At 67.5% G+C, this 20,167-nt stretch carries 18 protein-coding genes; 15 read left to right on the top strand and 3 right to left on the bottom strand.

Going from position 1 to position 20,167, the window contains the following annotated elements; genetic code table 11:
• Positions 1 to 110 precede the first annotated feature (110 nt).
• Positions 111 to 2,042 (top strand): acyl-CoA dehydrogenase family protein, encoded by a 1,932-nt coding sequence (locus tag SACXIDRAFT_RS14540; RefSeq protein WP_006239330.1) that lies wholly within the window; start codon positions 111 to 113, stop codon positions 2,040 to 2,042.
• A 134-nt stretch (positions 2,043 to 2,176) separates the two neighbouring features.
• Positions 2,177 to 2,989: an endonuclease/exonuclease/phosphatase family protein gene (locus SACXIDRAFT_RS14545; RefSeq protein WP_232285308.1), complete on the top strand. Its 813-nt coding sequence runs from the start codon at positions 2,177 to 2,179 to the stop codon at positions 2,987 to 2,989.
• A 125-nt stretch (positions 2,990 to 3,114) separates the two neighbouring features.
• Here SACXIDRAFT_RS14545 and SACXIDRAFT_RS14550 read toward each other — a convergent pair whose 3' ends face one another.
• A complete protein-coding gene (locus SACXIDRAFT_RS14550; RefSeq protein ID WP_006239332.1) occupies positions 3,115 to 4,104 on the bottom strand; it encodes an extracellular catalytic domain type 1 short-chain-length polyhydroxyalkanoate depolymerase in 990 nt (329 codons plus the stop codon).
• 172 nt (positions 4,105 to 4,276) lie between these two features.
• On the opposite strand from SACXIDRAFT_RS14550, the gene SACXIDRAFT_RS14555 reads away from it, so the two are divergent.
• The 3 genes from SACXIDRAFT_RS14555 (at position 4,277) to SACXIDRAFT_RS14565 (ending at position 6,839) form a co-directional block, all read left to right on the top strand.
• The gene (locus SACXIDRAFT_RS14555; RefSeq protein ID WP_006239333.1) at positions 4,277 to 5,671 is read left to right on the top strand and encodes a 3-hydroxybutyrate oligomer hydrolase family protein; all 1,395 of its coding nucleotides are present in this window, start codon (positions 4,277 to 4,279) and stop codon (positions 5,669 to 5,671) included.
• A gap of 254 nt (positions 5,672 to 5,925) precedes the next feature.
• A complete protein-coding gene (locus SACXIDRAFT_RS14560) occupies positions 5,926 to 6,252 on the top strand; it encodes a putative quinol monooxygenase (protein ID WP_006239334.1) in 327 nt (108 codons plus the stop codon).
• Positions 6,253 to 6,356: 104 nt separating this feature from the next.
• Entirely contained in the window at positions 6,357 to 6,839 is a 483-nt protein-coding gene (locus tag SACXIDRAFT_RS14565; protein ID WP_006239335.1) for a DinB family protein, read from the top strand.
• 6 nt (positions 6,840 to 6,845) lie between these two features.
• Here the strand turns inward: SACXIDRAFT_RS14565 and SACXIDRAFT_RS14570 are convergent, their stop codons facing one another.
• Positions 6,846 to 7,415 (bottom strand): TetR/AcrR family transcriptional regulator, encoded by a 570-nt coding sequence (locus SACXIDRAFT_RS14570; protein WP_006239336.1) that lies wholly within the window; start codon positions 7,413 to 7,415, stop codon positions 6,846 to 6,848.
• Positions 7,416 to 7,585: 170 nt separating this feature from the next.
• Between SACXIDRAFT_RS14570 and SACXIDRAFT_RS14575 the strand changes: the two genes are divergently transcribed.
• From SACXIDRAFT_RS14575 to SACXIDRAFT_RS14610, 8 genes are all read left to right on the top strand, one after another.
• Positions 7,586 to 9,073 (top strand): aldehyde dehydrogenase family protein, encoded by a 1,488-nt coding sequence (locus tag SACXIDRAFT_RS14575; protein ID WP_006239337.1) that lies wholly within the window; start codon positions 7,586 to 7,588, stop codon positions 9,071 to 9,073.
• 4 nt (positions 9,074 to 9,077) lie between these two features.
• On the top strand, positions 9,078 to 10,739 hold the full coding sequence (betA, locus tag SACXIDRAFT_RS14580; RefSeq protein WP_006239338.1) for a choline dehydrogenase: 1,662 nt from the start codon (positions 9,078 to 9,080) through the stop codon (positions 10,737 to 10,739).
• Positions 10,736 to 12,313, top strand: coding sequence for a choline BCCT transporter BetT (gene betT, locus SACXIDRAFT_RS14585; RefSeq protein WP_006239339.1), 1,578 nt, complete (start codon positions 10,736 to 10,738; stop codon positions 12,311 to 12,313). The genes betA and betT overlap by 4 nt, the downstream gene beginning before the upstream one ends.
• Positions 12,314 to 12,505: 192 nt before the next feature.
• The gene (locus tag SACXIDRAFT_RS14590) at positions 12,506 to 12,937 is read left to right on the top strand and encodes a hypothetical protein (RefSeq protein WP_006239340.1); all 432 of its coding nucleotides are present in this window, start codon (positions 12,506 to 12,508) and stop codon (positions 12,935 to 12,937) included.
• Entirely contained in the window at positions 12,937 to 13,575 is a 639-nt protein-coding gene (locus SACXIDRAFT_RS14595) for a DUF3558 domain-containing protein (RefSeq protein WP_006239341.1), read from the top strand. The genes SACXIDRAFT_RS14590 and SACXIDRAFT_RS14595 overlap by 1 nt, the downstream gene beginning before the upstream one ends.
• A gap of 74 nt (positions 13,576 to 13,649) precedes the next feature.
• Positions 13,650 to 14,315, top strand: coding sequence for a DUF3558 domain-containing protein (locus tag SACXIDRAFT_RS14600; RefSeq protein WP_040922678.1), 666 nt, complete (start codon positions 13,650 to 13,652; stop codon positions 14,313 to 14,315).
• On the top strand, positions 14,284 to 15,705 hold the full coding sequence (locus SACXIDRAFT_RS14605; protein WP_006239343.1) for a hypothetical protein: 1,422 nt from the start codon (positions 14,284 to 14,286) through the stop codon (positions 15,703 to 15,705). The genes SACXIDRAFT_RS14600 and SACXIDRAFT_RS14605 overlap by 32 nt, the downstream gene beginning before the upstream one ends.
• 2 nt (positions 15,706 to 15,707) lie before the next feature.
• Positions 15,708 to 16,451, top strand: a complete 744-nt coding sequence (locus tag SACXIDRAFT_RS14610) for an ESX secretion-associated protein EspG (protein ID WP_085978661.1) — start codon at positions 15,708 to 15,710, stop codon at positions 16,449 to 16,451.
• Between the two features lie 204 nt (positions 16,452 to 16,655).
• Here SACXIDRAFT_RS14610 and trhA read toward each other — a convergent pair whose 3' ends face one another.
• Positions 16,656 to 17,309, bottom strand: a complete 654-nt coding sequence (trhA, locus tag SACXIDRAFT_RS14615) for a PAQR family membrane homeostasis protein TrhA (protein ID WP_006239345.1) — start codon at positions 17,307 to 17,309, stop codon at positions 16,656 to 16,658.
• Positions 17,310 to 17,441: 132 nt separating this feature from the next.
• Here trhA and SACXIDRAFT_RS14620 point away from each other — a divergent pair, with 132 nt between their 5' ends.
• Together SACXIDRAFT_RS14620 and phoH2 are read left to right on the top strand one after the other, a co-directional pair.
• The gene (locus SACXIDRAFT_RS14620) at positions 17,442 to 18,221 is read left to right on the top strand and encodes an isoprenyl transferase (protein ID WP_006239346.1); all 780 of its coding nucleotides are present in this window, start codon (positions 17,442 to 17,444) and stop codon (positions 18,219 to 18,221) included.
• Between the two features lie 366 nt (positions 18,222 to 18,587).
• Positions 18,588 to 19,988, top strand: a complete 1,401-nt coding sequence (phoH2, locus tag SACXIDRAFT_RS14625) for an RNA 5'-3' helicase PhoH2 (protein WP_006239347.1) — start codon at positions 18,588 to 18,590, stop codon at positions 19,986 to 19,988.
• Positions 19,989 to 20,167: the final 179 nt, after the last annotated feature.

Raw genomic sequence — 20,167 nt, forward strand, 5'->3', positions numbered from 1 at the left:
GTGTGCGGGAACTGCAACCACCTGTGCATAACCTGCAAACACCCGTGCACAGGCTGCGGACACGATCTTCGAAGACTGCGGGGAGCCGACCGTTCGGGCAGGCTGGAGGCATGGAGTCGTTGACCGTTTCGAGCGCAGCACTGACTCGACTGCTGGACGGGCGATGGGCGGCGGTGCGCCGCGACGTCCGGGAACATCTGGCCGCACAAGCGGCGCACGGTGCTCTCGACACGGCGCGACTTGACGTCGCCGCGCATCGGGAGCGAATCGCCCGGCAGATCGAGGCCCTCGCCGAGACGGGCGGCCCCCGGCTCGGCTTCCCCACGGAGTACGGCGGTGGGGGTGACATCGGCGCCGCCGTGGTGTCGTTCGAGATGCTCGGCTTCGGCGACCTCTCCCTCATGGTCAAGGCAGGCGTCCAGTGGGGACTGTTCGGAGGCGGTATCCACCTGCTGGGCACGCGGCGCCACCACGAGCAGTACCTTCCGGACATCATGTCGGGCGCGCTGCCCGGTTGCTTCGCGATGACGGAGGTCGGGCACGGGTCGGACGTGCAGCGCCTTCGCACCACGGCGACCTACGATCCGCGCACGGCCGAGTTCGTCGTGCACACACCCGACAGCGCGGCGGCGAAGACCTACATCGGCAACGCGGCGCGTGACGGTCGTCTCGCCGTGGTATTCGCCCAGCTCGTGACCGGCGGACGGAGCCGTGGCGTGCACGCACTGCTGGTACCGATCCGCGACGAGAACGGCACGGTGCTGCCCGGCGTCACCGTCGAGGACTCCGGGGTGAAGGCCGGGCTCAACGGGGTCGATAACGGGCGACTGACGTTCGACCAGGTGCGCGTGCCCCGCGCCGCGCTGCTCAACCGCTACGGCGACGTGACAGAGGACGGCACCTACACCAGCCCGATCGACAGCGACAACAAGCGCTTCTTCACCATGCTCGGCACGCTGGTGCGCGGCCGGATCAGCGTCGCGGGCAGCGCGGGCAGCGCCACGAAACGCGCGCTGGCCATCGCCGTCAACTACGCAGACCGGCGAAAGCAGTTCGAGGGCCCGGACGGCGACGAGATCACCGTCCTCGACTACCTCACCCACCAGCGGCGCCTGCTGCCCGCGCTGGCGACGACGTACGCGCTGCACTTCGCGCAGGAGGACCTCGTCGCGGAGCTGCACGATCTCCAGGGCGGAACCCCTGAGGACGTCGCGAACGCCGACGAAATCCGGCAGCGTGAGCTGGAGTCCCGTGCGGCGGGGCTCAAGGCCGTGGCCACCTGGCACGCGACGCACACGATCCAGGCCGCCCGCGAGGCCTGCGGTGGAGCCGGGTACATGGCGGAGAACGTGCTGCCGTCGTTGAAGGCCGACACCGACGTGTTCACCACGTTCGAGGGTGACAACACGGTGTTGCTGCAACTGGTCGCGAAGGGGCTGCTCACCAATTACCGGCTCCAGTTCCAGGACCTCAGTCCACTTGCGACAGCCCGGTTCGTCGCCGAGCAGTTCGTCGGCGCCGTGATCGAGCGAACGGCGGCGAGGAAGGTCGTGGAGCGGATCGTGGACGCCTCACCCGTGAGGGACGACGATGACGCGGTGTTCGATCGCGCGTGGCAGTGCAAGCTGTTCACCGACCGCGAGTCGCACGTCCTCGACGGGCTCGCGCGGCGGTTGCGCGCAGCGGGCAGGGACAACGCCTTCGAGGTGTTCAATGCAGCAGGCGACCACGTGCTGAGGGCTGCCCGAGTCCACGTCGATCGGCTGGTGCTCGACTCCTTCGTCGCGGCCGTCGAGCGCTGTGACGACGACGAGGCACGCGCACTGCTGAACAAGGTGTGCGATCTGCACGTGCTGTCCACCATCGAGGCCGACCGCGGTTGGTTCCTCGAACACGGCAGGCTCACCAGCGGAAGGGCGAAGGCGGTGGTGGCGGGGGTGAACCGGCTCTGCGGTGAGCTGCGCCCGCACGCGCGAACACTCGTGGACGCGTTCGCGGTGCCAGAGGCGCTGGTTCAGGTGCCCATGCTGGACTGGACCTGAGCCGGAGCTGCGATGTTCACCGCGAGGTCGGCGGCACGTGACCTGGCGCGGGTAGGAACACGATGAACGAACGGACATCGCCTACCCGTGGAGGAACTGTCGTGAGACGTGCCGGACGAAAACTGTTGCCGGTGGTGGCATTGGTCGGAGCCCTCGTGGCGACGACACCCGCCAACGCGGAGGGCCAGGTGCAGGAACGGCACCTGACCGTCGCGACGTTCAACATCCATCACGGTGCGGGTCCCGACGACGAGCTCGACCTCGCGCACGTCGCCGACGTGATCGCCGACAACGGCATGGATGTCGTCGGGTTGCAGGAAGTGGATCGCCACTGGGGCGAGCGCAGTGATTTCGCCGACCAGGCGCGCTGGCTGGCCGAGCGGCTGGACATGCACGTCGTGTTCGGTGCGAATCTCGACAGGGACCCGCTGCGAGCAGAGCAACCCCGTAGGCAGTACGGCACGGCGATCCTGTCGCGTCATCCGATCATGGAGAGTCGCAACATCCACCTTCCTCGCCCGCAGGGTGGTGAGCAACGCGGCCTGCTCGAGGCCGTACTGCTGGTACGCGGTGTTCCGATGAATTTCTACTCGACGCACTTCCAGCACAACTCGCAGGTGGAACGCCTGGCGCAGGCCGAAGCCGTCAACGACGTGCTCGACGACGTCGAGCGGCCCGTCGTGCTCGTCGGCGACCTCAACGCCGTGCCCACGACGCCCGAGATCGAGCGGATGACCACCAACCTGTACGACACGTGGCCGGTGGCCGGTGAGGGTGACGGCTACACCTACGACGTGGCAACGCCGCACGCGCGCATCGACTACGTGCTGGCCAGCGACGAGGTGCGGGCGGACTCGGCACGGGTGATCGACACCGACGCCTCCGACCACCTCCCGGTCGTGGTCGATGTCGTGATCAGCGGCGTTCCCGGGGTCGGAGGGCAGTAGGGCTGGCCCTTCTCCGTGGGCTGGGCGCTGACCGGGGGCGGGTGTTCGTCGATTGTGGACGGCGATCGCGACACCGGCTCCCGCCGCGCCCGGCCTCGCGCGACGCCTGCGGGGATCAACACGGCTCAGTCGAGACCCCACCACCGGCCGAGGTGCCAGGCGGCGCAGACATCGACGTCCAGCAGGTACGGGGCCGCGCGCCCGCACTGTCCCTCACCGGTTCCGGGATCGACCGGCTGACCGTGTCCCATGCCGGTGAGCGTCACGGTCTGGACCACCGGCCTGCCCTCGGTGTCCTCGTACACAGCGCGCGGATGTCCTCCCACGGTGTCGGTGTGGTCGGCGGTGGCATCCGTGCCGTGCACGTTCGTCCACTGCTCGACGAGTTCGCGCTGGTTGGCGACGGACACCGTGCTGTCGGCGGTACCGTGCCAGATACTCACGGTCGGCCACGGCCCTTCGTGGGAACTCGCCGCGCGAACGAGATCACCCCACGCCGAGGGGCTGAGATTCTTGCCCACGTACATACAGGTGTACGCCTCGTAGAGAGCGCTCGCGCACCGGTAGGGGAGCCCGGCGACGACGCCGCCACCGACGAAGCGATCTGGGTAGGTGGCGAGCAACGCCGAGGTCATCCCACCGCCTGCCGACAGTCCCGTGACGTACACCCGTGAGGCATCACCACGGGTGGCGGCGAGCGTGTGGTCCAGCATGCTGATCACGGAAACCACCTCGCCCTTGCCCCTGGTCGTGTCGGACGAGGCGAACCAGTTGAAGCAGTTGTTGGCGTTGTTCGTGGAACGTTGTTCCGGCAGGACGACGCTGAAGCGCCACATGTCGGCCAGCTCGATCCAGCCCGCGGCGCTGCCGTAACCCGTGGCGTTCTGCGTGCACCCGTGGAGGGCGACGACCACCGGCCTCCCCTCGGCGAGCCCGTCGGGTACGTACTGGAACATGCGAAGGTTGCCGGGGTTGGTCCCGAAGTAGGGAACTTCCACCACGGCCGCCGATGTCGTGGTGGCCCCTGCGGTGGTCGAAGCGGCCAGGAATACGGCGGCCAGCAGGGGCAGCAGGATGCGGATGCGGCGGAGACGTCGCCTGCGGACGGATGCCATTACGGGCCTCCTCACGTCGTTGTGATCCACGACACGGTAGGGGTGTGTCGATTCGGCGGCCATGTCTGCCGAGGCCACAACACCGCTGCCTGCTGTGGGGCGTGAGCACATTCCGCGTCGTCGGCGCTCCTCCTACGGTGGCCGGGTGCCGCAAGGAGCCGGAGGTCCCGAGATGAGTAAGCGCACCATCGCCACCGCACTGCTGTCGTCGTTGCTCGTCGGCGCATCCCTTGCCTCCCCGGCAGCGCTGGCGGAGGTCCAGCCCGGCTCGGACGGTCAGTGCGCTCAACGGCACCTTCGAGTGCCGGGAGCGCGTCACCAGCAGGTGGCGTGTCTCGACGACCTCACCACCACGGGAACGGTGCGAACAGGACACACGGACCCCGCCGACTGGGCAGGGCTGACGCAGAGCGCGTTGCCGGTGCCGGGACCGGTGCCCGGAATTCAGATCGACGGGTACTTCCCCGACACCTCCACCACCAACACCAATCACGGGTGGAATCACGACTCGCAGTTCGTGATCCGCCTTCCTCGGGACTGGAACGGTGGTCTCGTCGTGTCCGGGACGCCGGGGAACCGCGAGCAGTACGCCAACGACAGGGTCATCTCCGACTGGGTGTTGTCGAAGGGCTATGCCTTCGCCGCCACGGACAAGGGCAACACCGGGCTGGGCTTCCACACCGACGGCAGGCGTCCTGGCGACGCGGTCGCCGAGTGGAACCACCGGGTGACCCAGTTGGCCAGGGCGGCGAAGGCCACGGTCGCCCAGCACTATCGCCGTCCCCCGTCCCGCACCGTCGCAACAGGACTGTCCAACGGCGGCTACCTCGTGCGCTGGCAACTGGAGAACCACCCCGAACTCTACGACGGCGGTGTCGATTGGGAGGGAACGCTGTGGTCGGAGGAGGGGCCGAACCTGGTGGAGTACCTTCCGAAGGCACTGTCGGCCTACCCTCGCTACGCCGACGGCGGAGCAGACGCCGACGCGGCACACGCCGAGCTGGTGGCCGCCGGATTCGGTGAGGGCTCGGAGTTCCTGTGGCCGTACCACTACGAGATCTACTGGGATCTGACCCAGCGGATCTATCGCGAGGAGATCGACCCCGAGTTCGACGGTGACGTCGTGGCGGGAATCCCGTTCTGCGAACCGGGAACACCCGCGTGCGACGCGGACTACGACTACCGCGAGCGTCCTGCCGAGGTGCACGAGGCCGTCGAACGCATCGGGCTGACCGGACGGATCGGCAAGCCGCTGCTGACCCTGCACGGCACGCTGGACGTGCTGCTGCCGATCAGCGAGAGCTCCGACGTCTACGCCGAAATGGTGCGGGAACAGGGACGAGGACACCTGCACCGTTACTACCGCATAGCCGACGGAACCCACACCGACTCGCTGGTTGACTCGTATCCCGGCAGGCTGCGTGCTCTGACGCCGTGTCACCGCACGGCTTTCGAGGCGCTGGAGGCGTTCCTGGCCGACGGCACGCCGCCCCCGGTGTCGGCCACGATCCCGCGCCCGACCGACGCCACCCCCGACGACCTGTTGACGACGTGCGACCTCGGCTGACCCTCGCCGTGTCCGCACTTCCTCTACGCGTGTCCGCACTTCCTGCACGAGTGTCCGCACTTCCTGCACGAGTGTTGGCAGTTCCTGCACGAGTGACGGCAGATCGGGTGCCCGAGCCCGCAGCCCGCGTGCGTAACGGTGGCGCGACATGATGCTGACGACTCCGCTGGAGTGGGAGCTCACCTGAGCCGACGTCGTCGCCGAGGGAGCTCCTACCATCGCGGATGAGTGCTTCCCACGAACATAGGAGTGTCATGATCTTCATTACCGCCAAGTTCCGCGTCCTTCCCGAACACGCCGAAGCGTGGCCGGAGATCTCGCGTGAGTTCACCGAGGCCACGCGAGCGGAGCCGGGCTGCCTGTGGTTCGACTGGTCGCGCAGCCTCGACGACGAGAACGAGTACGTGCTGGTGGAGGCGTTCCGCGACGGCGAAGCGGGCGCGGCCCACGTCCAGTCTGACCACTTCAAGGCCGCCCAGCGGAAGCTGCCGCAGTACCTCGTCGAGACTCCGCGCATCGTGAGCACCACCGTTGACCAGGACGGTTGGGCCGAACTCGGTGAGATGGCCGTCGACCGCTGAGAACTCGCACAGTCCCGAAGTCGGGCACGATTCCATCACCCCGGACGAGCATGAGGCGGCGAAAAGCGCTTGTCTCCACCGGATCGCGGCACTAGCGTGCGCACATGTCCGACGCGCGCTTCGCCTGGATGGCCTCGGAACGCGAGGTGTCGCTGCACTACCTGAACGCCATGCGCGACGCGGTGGTGCGGGTGTCCGAGGGACTGTCCGAGGAACGTCAGCGTGAGCCGGGCGTGGAGTCCGGCACCAACCTGCTGGGACTCGTCCGCCATCTGACCTGGGTGGAGCAGCACTGGTTCCAGCGCGTGTTCCTCGGTGAGGAGCCGGGCACGACCGACTCGATGGTCGTGCCCGCCGGACAGTCACGCGACGAGATCGTGGCCGCCTACCGGAAGGCGTGCGCGCGCAGCGACGACATCGTGCGCGCCGCATCCGATCTCGGCGTGCTCGCGGCGCGGGCCAACCCGGGAGAGCAGGTGCGCGTACCACTGCGTGTCATCGTCACCCACCTGATCGAGGAGACGGCTCGCCATGCCGGACACGCCGACATCCTGCGCGAACGCCTCGACGGCGTGACTGCGCTCTAGCCGCGTTCAGCCCAGCGCGCGCCGGTACAGCGCCTCGACGTCCTCGCGCCGAGGCGGGGCCTCGCCGAGTACCGCCTGCATCATGAGTCCACAGGTGAGGGTGGCGACCAGTCGCCCGGTCAGCGGATCGGTGCGGGCGACGAACAACTCGGCGAGCGCGTCGTCCCACGCGACGGCGGCACCGCGCAGGCTCGGGCGTTGAAGCGCGAGCGCGTAGAGGTTGTACTCGGCGATCGTGTTGGCACGTTCCCTGGTCACGGAGTCGAGCACCAGTTCAGCCAGCGCCGTCGCCAGGTCCACGTCGGTGGGCAGTGCGGCGTCCCATTCGCGGAGCGCGGCCACGTTGCGCCGTGCCGCTTCGTCGAGGGCGCTCGCGATCAGGTCGTCGAGCGTGGCGAAGTGGTAGGTGGTCGAGCCGAGCGGCACGCCCGCCTTCGCCGCGACGGCACGGTGGGTGAGCGCGTTGATGCCGCGTTCGGCGATGAGCGTGATGGCCGCGCGGGCGATGCGGTTGCGGCGGTCCGGGTCGTTCGGACCACGGGTGCGCCTGCGTGTCGCCGGTTCCTGCGCCGTCATGCGCTTGGCTCCCCTCCAAGGCCGGTCCCGGCCATGACATCACACCACGTCGGGCGGGGTGCGACAGCCCCACACCTTCACTGTGTACTCATGTACATATAACATGTACCAGCGTACACAAATCGTGTGGTGCAGACCACACCGAATCGAGGGAGTGGGAAACCCGCCTCATGAGAGACCTCTACATCGACGGAGCCTGGACCGAGGCGACGACGTCGAACGGCGGCCGAGCCGTGCTCAACCCCTACGACGGCAGCACCGTGACGACCGTGTCCGAAGCCGGTCCGGACGATGTGGACGCCGCCGTGTCCGCAGCCCGGCGTGCCTTCGACGAGGGCTCGTGGCCCGCGACCCCCGCACGGGAGCGCGGTGACCTCCTGCGGCGGGTGGCCGAGCTGCTGCAGCGCGACCGGGAACACATCGCCCGGCAGGAGAGCCTCGACACGGGCAAGACCCTGAGCGAGGGCCGGATCGACGTGGACGACGTCACGAACGTCTTCCGCTACTACGCGGGACTGGCCGACGCTGACGCGGGCAGAGTGGTTGACACCGGTGACCCGGGAGTGGTCAGTCGGATCGTCCACGAACCGGTCGGGGTGTGTGCGCTCATCGCGCCGTGGAACTACCCGCTCCTCCAGATGGCCTGGAAGGTCGCACCCGCGCTGGCCGCAGGCAACACCGTGGTGCTCAAACCCAGCGAACTCACCCCGCTCACCACGATCATCCTCGTGCGCCTGCTGGAAGAGGCCGGGGTTCCCCGTGGCGTGGTCAACCTCGTGCTCGGCGACGGCGCGACCGTGGGCTCGGCCATGGTGCGCCACGCGGCGGTGGACCTGGTGTCGTTCACCGGCGGGCTCGCCACAGGCAAGAAGATCATGGCGATGGCCGCCGAGGGCGTGAAGCGGGTCGCGCTCGAACTCGGCGGCAAGAACCCCAACGTCGTCTTCGCCGACGCGGACTTCGACACCGCCGTCGATTACGCACTCGCCGCGGCGTTCGTCCACTCCGGTCAGGTGTGTTCGGCGGGAGCGCGGCTGATCGTGCAGGAACAGATCCACGACGAGTTCGTCGCCGAACTCGGTCGCAGGGCCGACGCCATCCGGCTCGGCAACGGTCTCGACGAGGGAACCGAGTGCGGCCCGCTCGTCTCGGCCGAGCATCGGGCCAAGGTGGAACGCTACATCGAACGCACGATCGCGGAGGGCGCCCGGCTCGTCGCCGGTGGAGGGCGCCCTTCCGAACCGGAACTGGCGAACGGGTACTTCCTGCGCCCGACCGTGTTCGCCGAGTGCACGCGCGACATGACCGCTGTCAGGGAAGAGGTGTTCGGGCCAGTCGTCACCGTCGAACGCTTCCGCGACGAGGCCGAGGCGATCCGCATCGCCAACGACACCGATTACGGACTCGCCGGTGCCGTGTGGACGAACGACGCCTCGGTGGCGCAGCGCGTCGCGAACGCGCTCAGGCACGGCACAGTCTGGATCAACGACTACCACCCCTACGTGCCGCAGGCCGAGTGGGGCGGGTTCGGCAAGTCGGGAATCGGGCGTGAGCTGGGACCGACCGGCCTCGACGAGTACCGCGAGGCCAAGCACATCTACCACAACATCAACCCGGCACCGATGCGCTGGTTCTCCGGCGCGCCCAAGGAGGGATGAAGAAGTGGCAAGAAGGTACGACTACATCATCGTGGGTGGTGGGTCGGCCGGGTGCGTGCTGGCCAACCGGTTGAGCGCCGATCCGTCCACCAGCGTCCTGGTGCTGGAGGCCGGTCGCTCCGATTGGATCTGGGACATCCTCATCCACATGCCGGCCGCGCTGACCATGGTGATCGGCAACCCGCTGTACGACTGGCGTTACGAGTCCGAGCCCGAGCCGTACATGAACGGGCGCCGCGTCTACCACGGCAGAGGCAAGGTACTCGGCGGGTCCAGTTCCATCAACGGCATGATCTTCCAGCGCGGCAACCCGATGGATCTCCAGCGCTGGGCCTCCGACCCCGGCATGGAGACCTGGGACTACGCCCACTGTCTGCCCTACTTCAAGCGCATGGAGAACTGCCGTGACGGCGGCGACGACTGGCGCGGCGACGACGGCCCGCTCTGGCTCGAACGCGGCCCGGTGAAGAACCCGCTGTTCGGCGCGTTCCTCGCGGCGGCGCAACAGGCTGGTTACCCGCTGACCGACGACGTCAACGGCTATCAGCAGGAGGGTTTCGCGGCGTTCGACCGGAACATCCGCAACGGCCGCCGCTGGTCGGCCGCGCGGGCATACCTGCATCCGGTGAAGCATCGCCGCAACCTGACCGTGCAGACGTTGTCGCACGTCAACCGCGTGTTGTTCAATGGGAAGCGCGCGGTGGGCGTCTCGGTGAGCAGGCTGGGCCGCAGGCCCGAGAACGTCTACGGCGGGGAGGTCGTCCTCTGCGGAGGAGCGATCAACACGCCGCAGCTGCTCCAGCTCTCCGGGGTCGGCGACCCAACGCACCTCGAATCCCTCGGCATCAGGACCGTCCACGAGCTGCGGGGTGTCGGCGAGAACCTTCAGGACCACCTCGAGGTCTACGTGCAGCACGCTTGCAGGCAGCCGGTGACGTTCAACCCCGCGCTGAAGCTGCGCAACCGGCCCAAGATCGGCCTGCAATGGTTGCTGGGCCGCACCGGCCCCGCGGCGACCAACCACTTCGAGGCAGGCGGGTTCGTCCGGGGCAACGACACGGTCGAGTACCCCAACCTCATGTTCCACTTCCTGCCGATCGCGGTTCGCTACGACGGCACGCAGATCGACACGCCGCACGGCTACCAGGTCCACATCGGACCGATGTACTCCGACGCTCGCGGCAACGTCCGGATCAAGTCGGCCGATCCCAAGGCCAAACCCGCGCTGCGGTTCAACTACCTGTCCACCGAGAACGACCGTAAGGAGTGGGTCGAGGCGATCGGCGTCGCCAGGGACATCCTCAGACAGCCCGCGCTGGACGAGTTCAACGGCGGTGAGATCTCCCCAGGTCCCCACGTGCGGTCGGACTCGGAGATCCTCGACTGGGTCGCACGGGACGCCGAAACCGCCTACCACCCCTCGTGCACGGCACGGATGGGCATCGACGAGATGTCGGTGGTCGATCCGACGAGCATGCGTGTGCACGGTGTGGAGAACCTCCGTGTCGTCGATGCCTCCGCCATGCCCTACCTCACCAACGGCAACATCTACGCGCCCGTGATGATGCTCGCCGAGAAGGCCGCCGACCTCATCAAGGGCGACACACCACTTCCGCCGTCGGACACGCCCTACTACCGCCACGATCGTCGCGACGGCGAAAGGTGAGTTCCTTGTCGGAGAACAAGCTTGTGAGGGCCAACAGCTCCGTCAACCGCGTGGTGTTCACCGGGTCGGCGGCGATCATCCTCCTGATCGCGCTGTGGGGCATCATCGCTCCTGACAACGCGGCGGACACCATCGGCGTCGTCGTGGGCTGGGTCTCGGAGGGACTCGGCTGGTACTACATCCTGATCGCCACCGCGTTTCTCGTCTTCGTGGTTTTTCTTGCCGTGTCCAAGTACGGCCGGATCACACTCGGCCCCGCGAAGTCCACACCGGACTACGGCGTCTTCGCGTGGGGTTCGATGCTCTTCGCCGCGGGCATCGGCATTGACCTCATGTTCTTCTCGGTGGCCGAGCCGGTGACCCAGTACCTCGACCCGCCGCAGGGCGACCCGGAGACGTTGCGGGCGGCGAAGGACGCCGTGGTGTGGACGCTGTTCCACTACGGCATCACAGGCTGGGCGATGTACGCGCTGATGGGCATGGCGCTCGGATACTTCGCGTTCCGCAGGGGACTGCCACTGGCGATTCGCTCCGCGCTGTACCCGTTGATCGGCAAGCGCGTCCACGGCCGCGCGGGCCATGCCGTGGACATCGCCGCCGCGCTCGGCACGGTGTTCGGCATCGCCACGTCGCTGGGCATCGGTGTCGTGCAGCTCAATTTCGGGCTGAACTTCCTGTTCGGCATCCCACAGGGGACGGCAGCGCAGGTCGGGCTCATCGCGCTGGCCGTGCTGATGGCCACGGTGTCCGCCGTCGCGGGTGTTGACAGGGGAATCAAGCGGCTCTCGCAGATCAACGTCGTGCTCGCTCTGCTTTTGATGGTGTTCATCCTGTTCGCCGGTGATCCCGTCTACCTGCTCAACGGTCTTGTGCTCAACATCGGCGACTACGTCAGCGGCTTCTCCGACCTGACGCTGAACACCTTCGCCTACGACCGGCCCACCGAGTGGCTCAACGCGTGGACGCTGTTCTTCTGGGCGTGGTGGATCGCGTGGGCACCGTTCGTCGGTCTGTTCCTCGCGCGGATCTCGCGGGGCCGCACCATCAGGCAGTTCGTCGCGGCCACACTGATCATCCCGTTCCTGTTCACCGCGGCGTTTCTGTCGGTGTTCGGCAACAGTGCGCTGCGGCTCGTGCGGGAAGGCAACACCGAGTTCGGTGAGACCGCAGTCGCTGCGCCGGAGCAGGGCTTCTACACGCTCCTGACGCAATATCCCGGCGTCACGTTCACCGCAGGGCTGGCGACCGTGGTCGGCCTGCTGTTCTACGTCACCTCGGCCGACTCGGGCGCGCTCGTGCTGGGCAACCTGACGTCGAACCTGCCCACTCCCACCACGGACGCGGTGCCCTGGCTGCGGGTGTTCTGGTCGGCCGTCATCGGTGTGCTGACGCTGGCGATGCTCATCGTCGGCGGGGTCGCGACCCTGCAGAACGCCACGATCGTGATGGGACTGCCGTTCTCGGTGGTGATGGTTCTCGTCATGTGGGGCCTGTACAGAGCCCTGCGCGCGGAGCAGCCGGGCGACCGGTTCCTGGCGGCCCCCAAGAATGAGCAGACCACGGTGAACAACTGATTTCGTGGGCGAACCCAGGCGGCCGGCCTTCCGAAAAGGGAGGCCGGCCGCTTCTGTCCGTTTTCCGCACGGTAAGGGGCTGGCTACGCTACGATGCCGTTCGTTCGTGCGTCGAGGGAGGGGCGAGCGGGAGTGGAAGTCGGCAAGGGAACTGGTGATCTTTCCGCAGGTGGTGCCGACCAGGGGGCGCTGATGGCGCCGGGGGACGGCGGCGGGGCCGGTGTTATGGCGAATCTGTGGAACGGTGTGAACTTCATCGTGGACGGCAAGCCGTCGGTGCCGGGCGCGGAGGGTGGCTTCGACCTCGATCTCGCCACCGCCGAAGGCCTCTACCGGGAGGCCGTTTCTCTGGCGCATGACCTGCAGAAGATATGGCGTGATGCGGAGCAGCTTTGTGAGACTCAGCCGGTGGCTGATGACCCGGCCAGTGTGAGTTTCAACAATGCCGGTGTCGAAGCCTTCAAAGCGGGGGCTGCGCATGTCAAGGCAGAGATCGAGTACTACCGCGGTCTCGCGAGGGCCTTGGGCAAGGCGCTGGGCATGTATCAAGAGGCCGACGAGCAGGCAGGGAAAGACATCGCCGCCTCCGGCGGCGAGTCCGGCTCTGACAGGCCGGTGATCTGATGAAGCGTGTGGTCGCGATGGCGGGCGCCTGCGTTGCCGTGTTGGTGGTCGTCGGGTGTTCGAATGTGTCAGGCGGCGAGGCGGCACCGAACCCTGGGTCGTCGGCGGTTCGACCGTCCAGTTCGGCTGCGGGAGTTTCGGGGTTGCCGCATAGTGGTGCTCCGGTGGTGGTGGATCCGTTGCCGGAGTCGGTGTTGGCTGATCATCCGTGTGAGGTGCTGACGCCGGAGCAGGTGCGGAAGGTACTGGGTGCGGGGGCGTCGGAGGGGGAGCGTAGGGATCTGGGGTCGGTCGGGCCGGGCTGCGACTGGGGGAACAAAGAAAGCCTCGGCGGGTTTCGGGTTGGTTTCAGTGTTGTGTCGCGGCAGGGGTTGAGTGCGCAGTATGCGAATACGAAGCCCCAGAAGGCGGTTTTCCGGGAGTTGGATTCGGTCGTCGGGTTTCCCGCGGTGGCATACAAGGACAGTGAAGACGAGATCGTTTGTACTGTGGCCGTCGGGATTGCCAACGAGTATTCGGTAGTGACGACTGTGACTTTGGGTTTCGAGAGGGAGTCGGACGGGACTGATTCCTGTGTTGCGGCGGAGACTGTCTCCGAGCTAGTCGTGAACAGTTTGAAGGCCAAGGCGGGTAGGTAGCCGGCCGTCTTACCGTCGGCTTGGGGGAGTTGTTCTTGGTGGGGGTTGAGGGCCGTGTTGTTCGGTGGTTCGGCGTGAAGCGCGTTGTTACGGCGCTGAGTGTCGGCTTGGTTGTGTTGGTGGTTGCCGGGTGTTCGGGAGATTCGGGCGGAACGGCTGGACCTTCGGGGTCTGGGACGGCTGAGCCGGCATCGATGGGTTCTCCACATGGTTCGGGGTTGCCGCATAGTGGTGCTCCGGTGGTGGTGGATCCGTTGCCGGAGTCGGTTTTGTCTGATCATCCGTGTGAGGTGCTGACGCCGGAGCAGGTGCGGGCGGTGCTGGGTACGGGGGCGTCGGAGGGGAGGCGTAGGGATCTGGGGTCGGTCGGGCCGGTTTGCGACTGGGGGAACAAGGAGAGGTTCTCCGGGTTCGCGGTTGGTTTCAGTGTTGTGTCGCGGCAGGGGTTGAGTGCGCAGTATGCGAATACGAAGCCTCAGAAGGCGGTTTTCCGGGAGTTGGATTCGGTCGCGGGGTTTCCCGCGGTGGCGTTCAAGGACAGTGAAGACGAGATCGTTTGTACTGTGGCCGTGGGTATTGCCAACGAGTATTCGGTAGTGACCGTTGTGACTTTGGGTTTAGAGGGGGAGTCGGACGGGACTGATTCCTGTGTTGCGGCGGAGACTGTCTCCGAGATAGTCGTGGAGAATTTGAAGGCCAAGGCGGGGGATGACGGTGGGGTTGTTCGACGGGATCGGTGATCATTTCGACGAGGAGTTCATGCGGAAGATCCTCGCCGACGTAGGAGTCGTTCCGGTGCACGAGTTGGTGCGGCGGTTGCGCGAGGGGGACGCGGCGAGATGGCACGGGTCCATGACCATGGCCGACACCGTCGTCGGTGCTCACCGTGACGCGAGCGAGCGCAGCGGGAAGATGTTGCAGGCGCTGGAAAGTTCCTGGTCGGGGGCCGCCGCCGACGCCGCGGCGGAGAAGATCCGCACAGGGGCCAGAGCGACCCAGCTGTCCGCCGAGGTGTACGCGCACAACGCCCGGCAGTACACCGACGGCGCGTACACGTTCGACACCATCAAACAGCAGTTGCCGACGATCGCCGAGAAACCGCCGGAACGGGATGTCGTGGACGTTCTAACCCCGTGGGACACCGACACCGAGGACCGCATCAACCAGCACAAGGCCGACGTGGAGCGGGCCCGCCAGATCTACCAGGGCTACGAACAGGCCATGCAGTCGGCGCAGCAGAGCGTCATGCGGGACTTCGGTTCGCTCGACGCATTCGACGGCGAACTCGGCACCCTCGACCATGACAAGTCCAGCACGGTGAAGGACGCCGGAACGGGCATCAAGACGTTCAACGAGCCCACGGGACACGGCGAACCCGCCGGTCGAACGGAAGCCACAGGACCGACCTCGTCGCCGCGCACGGGCAGCCCATCGTTGGGCCAGCAAGCGACGGTCGGAGGTTCGGCGGCGACGCCGGACTTCGGGACACCACAGATGCCGGGTTCGTCGCGGCCCGATTCCGGTACGTCGGCGTCGGGATATGTGCCTCCTGAGGTGACTCGCCCCGCGGCCACGGCGCCGAACTTCTCCACGCCCGGCTACAACCCGGGCCCCGGCTTCGGCCCTGGCGGAAGCAACCCACCCGGCCCACACCAACCGCCGGGTTTCGGCCCGGCCGGTCCCCACGCTTTCGGGCCGAGCGGCGGTGGCCCCCCGGCAGGAGGAGGCGGGCGTTTCTCCATGCCAGGCCGAGGAGGGGTTCCCGGCGGCTTGCCCGGTGGAGGTGCGGCCGGTGCAGGCACGGCCGGTGGCCCCGGAGGGACAGGCGCGCCAGGCTCCGGTAAAGCCACGGGAAGTGCCCCGTTCGGTCCTGCCGGCGGTGGCAGGACCGCAGCCGCCGGTGGATTCCCTGTCGGCGGCCCCGCAGGCGCGGCCGGTGGCCGGGGCGCGATGCCCATGGGCGCCATGGGCGGTGGTGCGGGACGGGGCGGCCAGGGCGGCGGCGACGAGGAACACCAGCGCCAGTACGTCCAGGCCAGTGACGAGGCGTTCGCGCTCACCGAAGACGGAGAGGTACTCCGTGATCCCGTCACGGGCAACGCCGTCGCGCCCCCGACCATCGGCGGGTAGACGTGATGGCCGTACTGACCCGTCCCGTCGCGCTCCCTCGGGCTCTGCTGCTGCACCTGTGGGAGCTGGAAGGACTCGGTGATCCGCACCCGCTGCTGGGGGCGTCCGACCTCTACCTTCCTCAGGATCAGCGGGGTGAGTTCACGCGCCGCTGCTTCCGCGAGCTGGGCCGTCTCGGCCTTGCTCGGGAGGACATGCTCACCCGGGAGTTCCGCGTCGCACTGCGGATCGTGGCGTCTCCTGGCCGTGAGCTGTACTGCTGGAGCACGTATTCCGACGCTGAAGAGAGGGACCGCAAGTTCCTCGTGGCCTCTGCGGGAGGTGACGCGGTGGCGATGCAGGTCAAAGATGAGTCGGTGACGATCGTGCCGATCGCCGAACGCCACCTCGTCGAGGCGTTCCTCGGTGAGCTGCCCGAGTTCCCGCCCGCGCCGGTGCCGGAGCTGCACACGACCCGCCAGGCCTTCGACGTGCGGGCCGAGAATCACGACATGTTCGCCGCGGAGCTGACCCCGGAAATGGAATTCGAGAGACGGCTGAAGGCTCCGCGTGAAGCGGTGCACCAGGTCTACGCCGGTGGCACGCCGGATGGCAGGTATCGGCGCAGCGAACCGCTCTCCGTGATCGACCTCCGCGAGGAGGGCAGGATCCTGGTGTTCGCCGACGGACAACAGAATCTGCACAGTCTCCCCGGAACTCCGGCCAACCTGGCGAAGACCTTCGCGGCGACCTGGCAGAACCTGTAGCCGGCAGGGAAACCGGCACGCGCCGGTCCCTGATCACGGGAGAGGAGACGCGCATCAGGCGCCGATGACTCCCGTGCTGCTGTCGAGATGAGCGGACACGGGTGGCTCCGCGTAGAGGTGAGCCACCCGTGTCCGCCGAACTCTTGGGCTGGGACCACGGCCTGGTCTCGGCCTGAGCTTGGTCCGGACCCCGGAAACCCCCTGCTAGGCGTACATGGCCAGCCAGATCGCGATGTAGTGCGCGATCGCCGCGGCCACGGTGCAGGCGTGGAAGAACTCGTGGTAGCCGAAGGTCTCGGGCCAGTAGTTCGGCCAGCGCGTCGCGTAGAAAACCGACCCCAGCGTGTACAGCACGCCGCCGACCAGCAGCAGTACCAGCGCCGCGATGCCGGCGTTGGCCGCCAGCTCGGGCAGCACGAAGACCGCCACCCAGCCGAGCGCGATGTAGATGGGCACACCGAGCCAGCGCGGCGCCGTCGGCCACAGCATCTTCAGCGCCACGCCCGCGATCGCACCTCCCCACACCACGCCGAGCACGATGTAGCCCGTCGGCTGCGACATCGCCAGCAGCGTGAACGGTGTGTACGTGCCCGCGATGAACAAGAAGATCATCGAGTGGTCGGCGCGTTTCATCCAGGCGTACGCGCGAGGGCTCCACAGCCTCCGGTGGTACAGCGCGCTCACCCCGAACACGCCGAGCACGGTCGCCCCGTAGACGGACGTGGCGAGGGCGGCGAGCCCCGACACCGTGGACGCGGCGAGCGCGATCAGTGTCGCTCCTGCCGCGACGGCTCCGAAGAAACTCCAGAAATGGATATGTCCCCGCAGGCGGGGCCTGGTGTCCACGACGTCGGACATTGCGGGCCTCGGCTGATCGTGTGTCGCTACGCTCACCGGCCCCAGGCTACGGAACCGTAAGTTTTCTCGCACCCCTCAAGGTGCGGGAGTACGGCGAAGGTCACTTCGTCGCCAGGCGTAGTCTCCCCTGCTGTGAGTCTTCGCTCGTTCCTCTCCCGCGTGGTCTACACGGTGTACTCGTGGCGGCTCAAGCAGCAGGCCGCGGGAAGGCACCCGCGTCACATCGGCATCATCCTCGACGGCAATCGCCGTTGGGCCCGTGAGGCTGGATTCACCGACGTCAACGGCGGTCACAGAGTGGGCGCGCGCAAGATCGCCGACTTCCTGAGCTGGTGCAGGGAGGCGAACGTCCAGGTCGTCACGCTGTGGTTGCTGTCAACGGAGAACGTGCGTAACCGCTCCAACGAAGAGGTCGCCGCGCTCCTGGAGATCATCCCGGACGTGGTTGACGAGCTGGCCAGGCCCGGCAACCCGTGGCGGCTCTCGATCGTGGGCGCCCTCGACATGCTGCCCACCGACGTCGCGGCCCGGCTCACGGCCGCGGCGCAGCGCACGGACGGCCGCACCGGAATGATCGTTAACGTCGCCGTCGGTTACGGGGGACGACAGGAAATCGCCGACGCCGTGCGCAAGTTGTTGCGCCAGCATGCCGACGAGGGCACGACCATTCACGAACTCGCGAAGATCCTCGACGTCGATCACATTTCCGAGCACCTGTACACGTCGGGACAACCCGACCCGGACTTGATCATCCGCACGTCCGGCGAGCAGCGCTTGTCCGGCTTCCTGCTGTGGCAGTCGGCGCACTCCGAGTTCTGGTTCACGGAGGCGTACTGGCCCGCGTTCCGGCGCGTTGACTTCCTGCGCGCGTTGCGGGACTTCGCGGTGCGACACCGTCGGTACGGCGGATGAACTCCTGGTGAAGACTCGCTTGCCTCACCCACGGGTGGCTCGGCGTGCTCACGAAACGTGAGTCGGCACACCACCGATTCACCTAGCTGGCTGCCTGCGTGAAACGAGCGTCGCAGGTAGCTTCCGAAGTGGCGGCGCACGGACCCAGGTGAGTCGCCACGGGAGGCCCTGGTCGTGGCAGTGGTGGAGCGAACGGCGGCGAAGGAGACCGAGCCGCTTCCGAAGCGCACGAGGGGGCCGGCACCGGGCCCTCGTGGCCGCATGCCCTGACACCGAAAGCGTGTCGGAGCCCGCGACCAGCCAGGGCAGTGCCCGGCCCCAGCGAGTGCGGGGCGTGGTGCCGACGCCCCTGAGGGAGATGCCGTCGTGACTGCGCAGCGTGTGCCCCGAGAGGACTCCGGCCGCTCGCCCGTCAGCGCCCCCGGCGCCGACGCCGGCTCCGATTCCGGCGCAACAGGCGACCGAACCCCGCGTACCTATGTGCTCGACACGTCGGTACTGCTGTCGGACCCGTGGGCGCTCACCCGGTTCGCCGAACACCACGTGGTGCTGCCCATCGTTGTGATCAGCGAGTTGGAGGGCAAACGACACCATCCGGAACTCGGGTGGTTCGCCAGGGAGTCGCTCCGGATGCTGGACGACCTCAGGCGCACCCACGGCCGTCTCGACGTGCCCGTGCCGATCGGTGCGTGCGGCGGAACGGTGCAGGTGGAGTTGAACCATTCCGACCCGACGGTGCTCCCACCCGGTTTCCGCACCGACTCCAACGATCACCGCATTCTCGCGTGCGCGTTGAACCTCGCCACGGAGCGGACGTCGGTGACGCTGGTGACCAAGGACATCCCGCTGCGGGTCAAGGCGGGCGCGGTGGGGCTTGCCGCCGACGAGTACCGCGCCGAGGAGGTGACGCCGTCCGGGTGGACGGGCATGGCCGACCTCGACGTGCCTGCCGAGGCCATCGACGCGTTGTTCGCGGACGGCGAGGTGGATCTGGCCGACTTCGGAAGGGCCGAGGCCGCCGAGTTGCCGTGCAACACCGGGATGCGGCTGATGGCAGGCACCACGAGCGCGCTCGGCAGGATGACCCCGGCCAAGCGGGTGAGGCTGGTGCGGGGTGACCGCGAGGTGTTCGGGCTGCACGGGCGATCGGCTGAGCAGCGCATCGCGCTCGACCTGCTGATGGACCCGGACGTCGGGATCGTGTCACTCGGCGGAAGGGCAGGCACGGGGAAGTCCGCGCTCGCGTTGTGTGCTGGGCTGGAGTCGGTGCTCGAACGCGGCATGCATCGCAAGGTCGTCGTGTTCAGGCCGCTCTACGCGGTGGGAGGGCAGGACCTCGGCTACCTGCCCGGCACCGAGAGCGAGAAGATGCAGCCGTGGGCGCAGGCCGTGTTCGACACCCTCGGCGCGCTGGTGAGCCAGGAAGTGATCGACGAGGTCTTCGACCGGGGGATGCTCGAGGTGCTGCCGCTGACGCACATCAGGGGCCGCTCGCTGCACGACGCCTTCGTGATCGTGGACGAGGCGCAGTCGCTGGAACGCAACGTGCTGCTCACCGTGTTGTCCCGGCTGGGAACCGCGTCGAGGGTCGTGCTGACCCACGACGTCGCGCAGCGGGACAACCTGCGGGTCGGCAGGCACGACGGGGTGTCCGCTGTGATCGAGAAGCTGAAGGGGCACCCGCTGTTCGCGCACGTGACCCTGACGCGTTCGGAGCGTTCACCGATCGCCGCGCTGGTCACGGAAATGCTGGAGAACCACGGCTAGCGGTCGGTAGGAGGAGCCTGCGGACGCGAGACGGTGTGTCTCGTGTCCGCAGGCTGTGAACATGTGTCTGCACCTGGTGCACGTGTGTCCGCAACCTGTGAGCAGTCGGCAACGCCCTGCTGCGCACTCCCGTGCGAGAAGTGCGCACACGCGTGCAGGAGGTGCGGACACGGCGGAGT

Origin of the sequence: Saccharomonospora xinjiangensis XJ-54, from assembly GCF_000258175.1 — a bacterium.
GTDB lineage: Bacteria > Actinomycetota > Actinomycetes > Mycobacteriales > Pseudonocardiaceae > Saccharomonospora > Saccharomonospora xinjiangensis.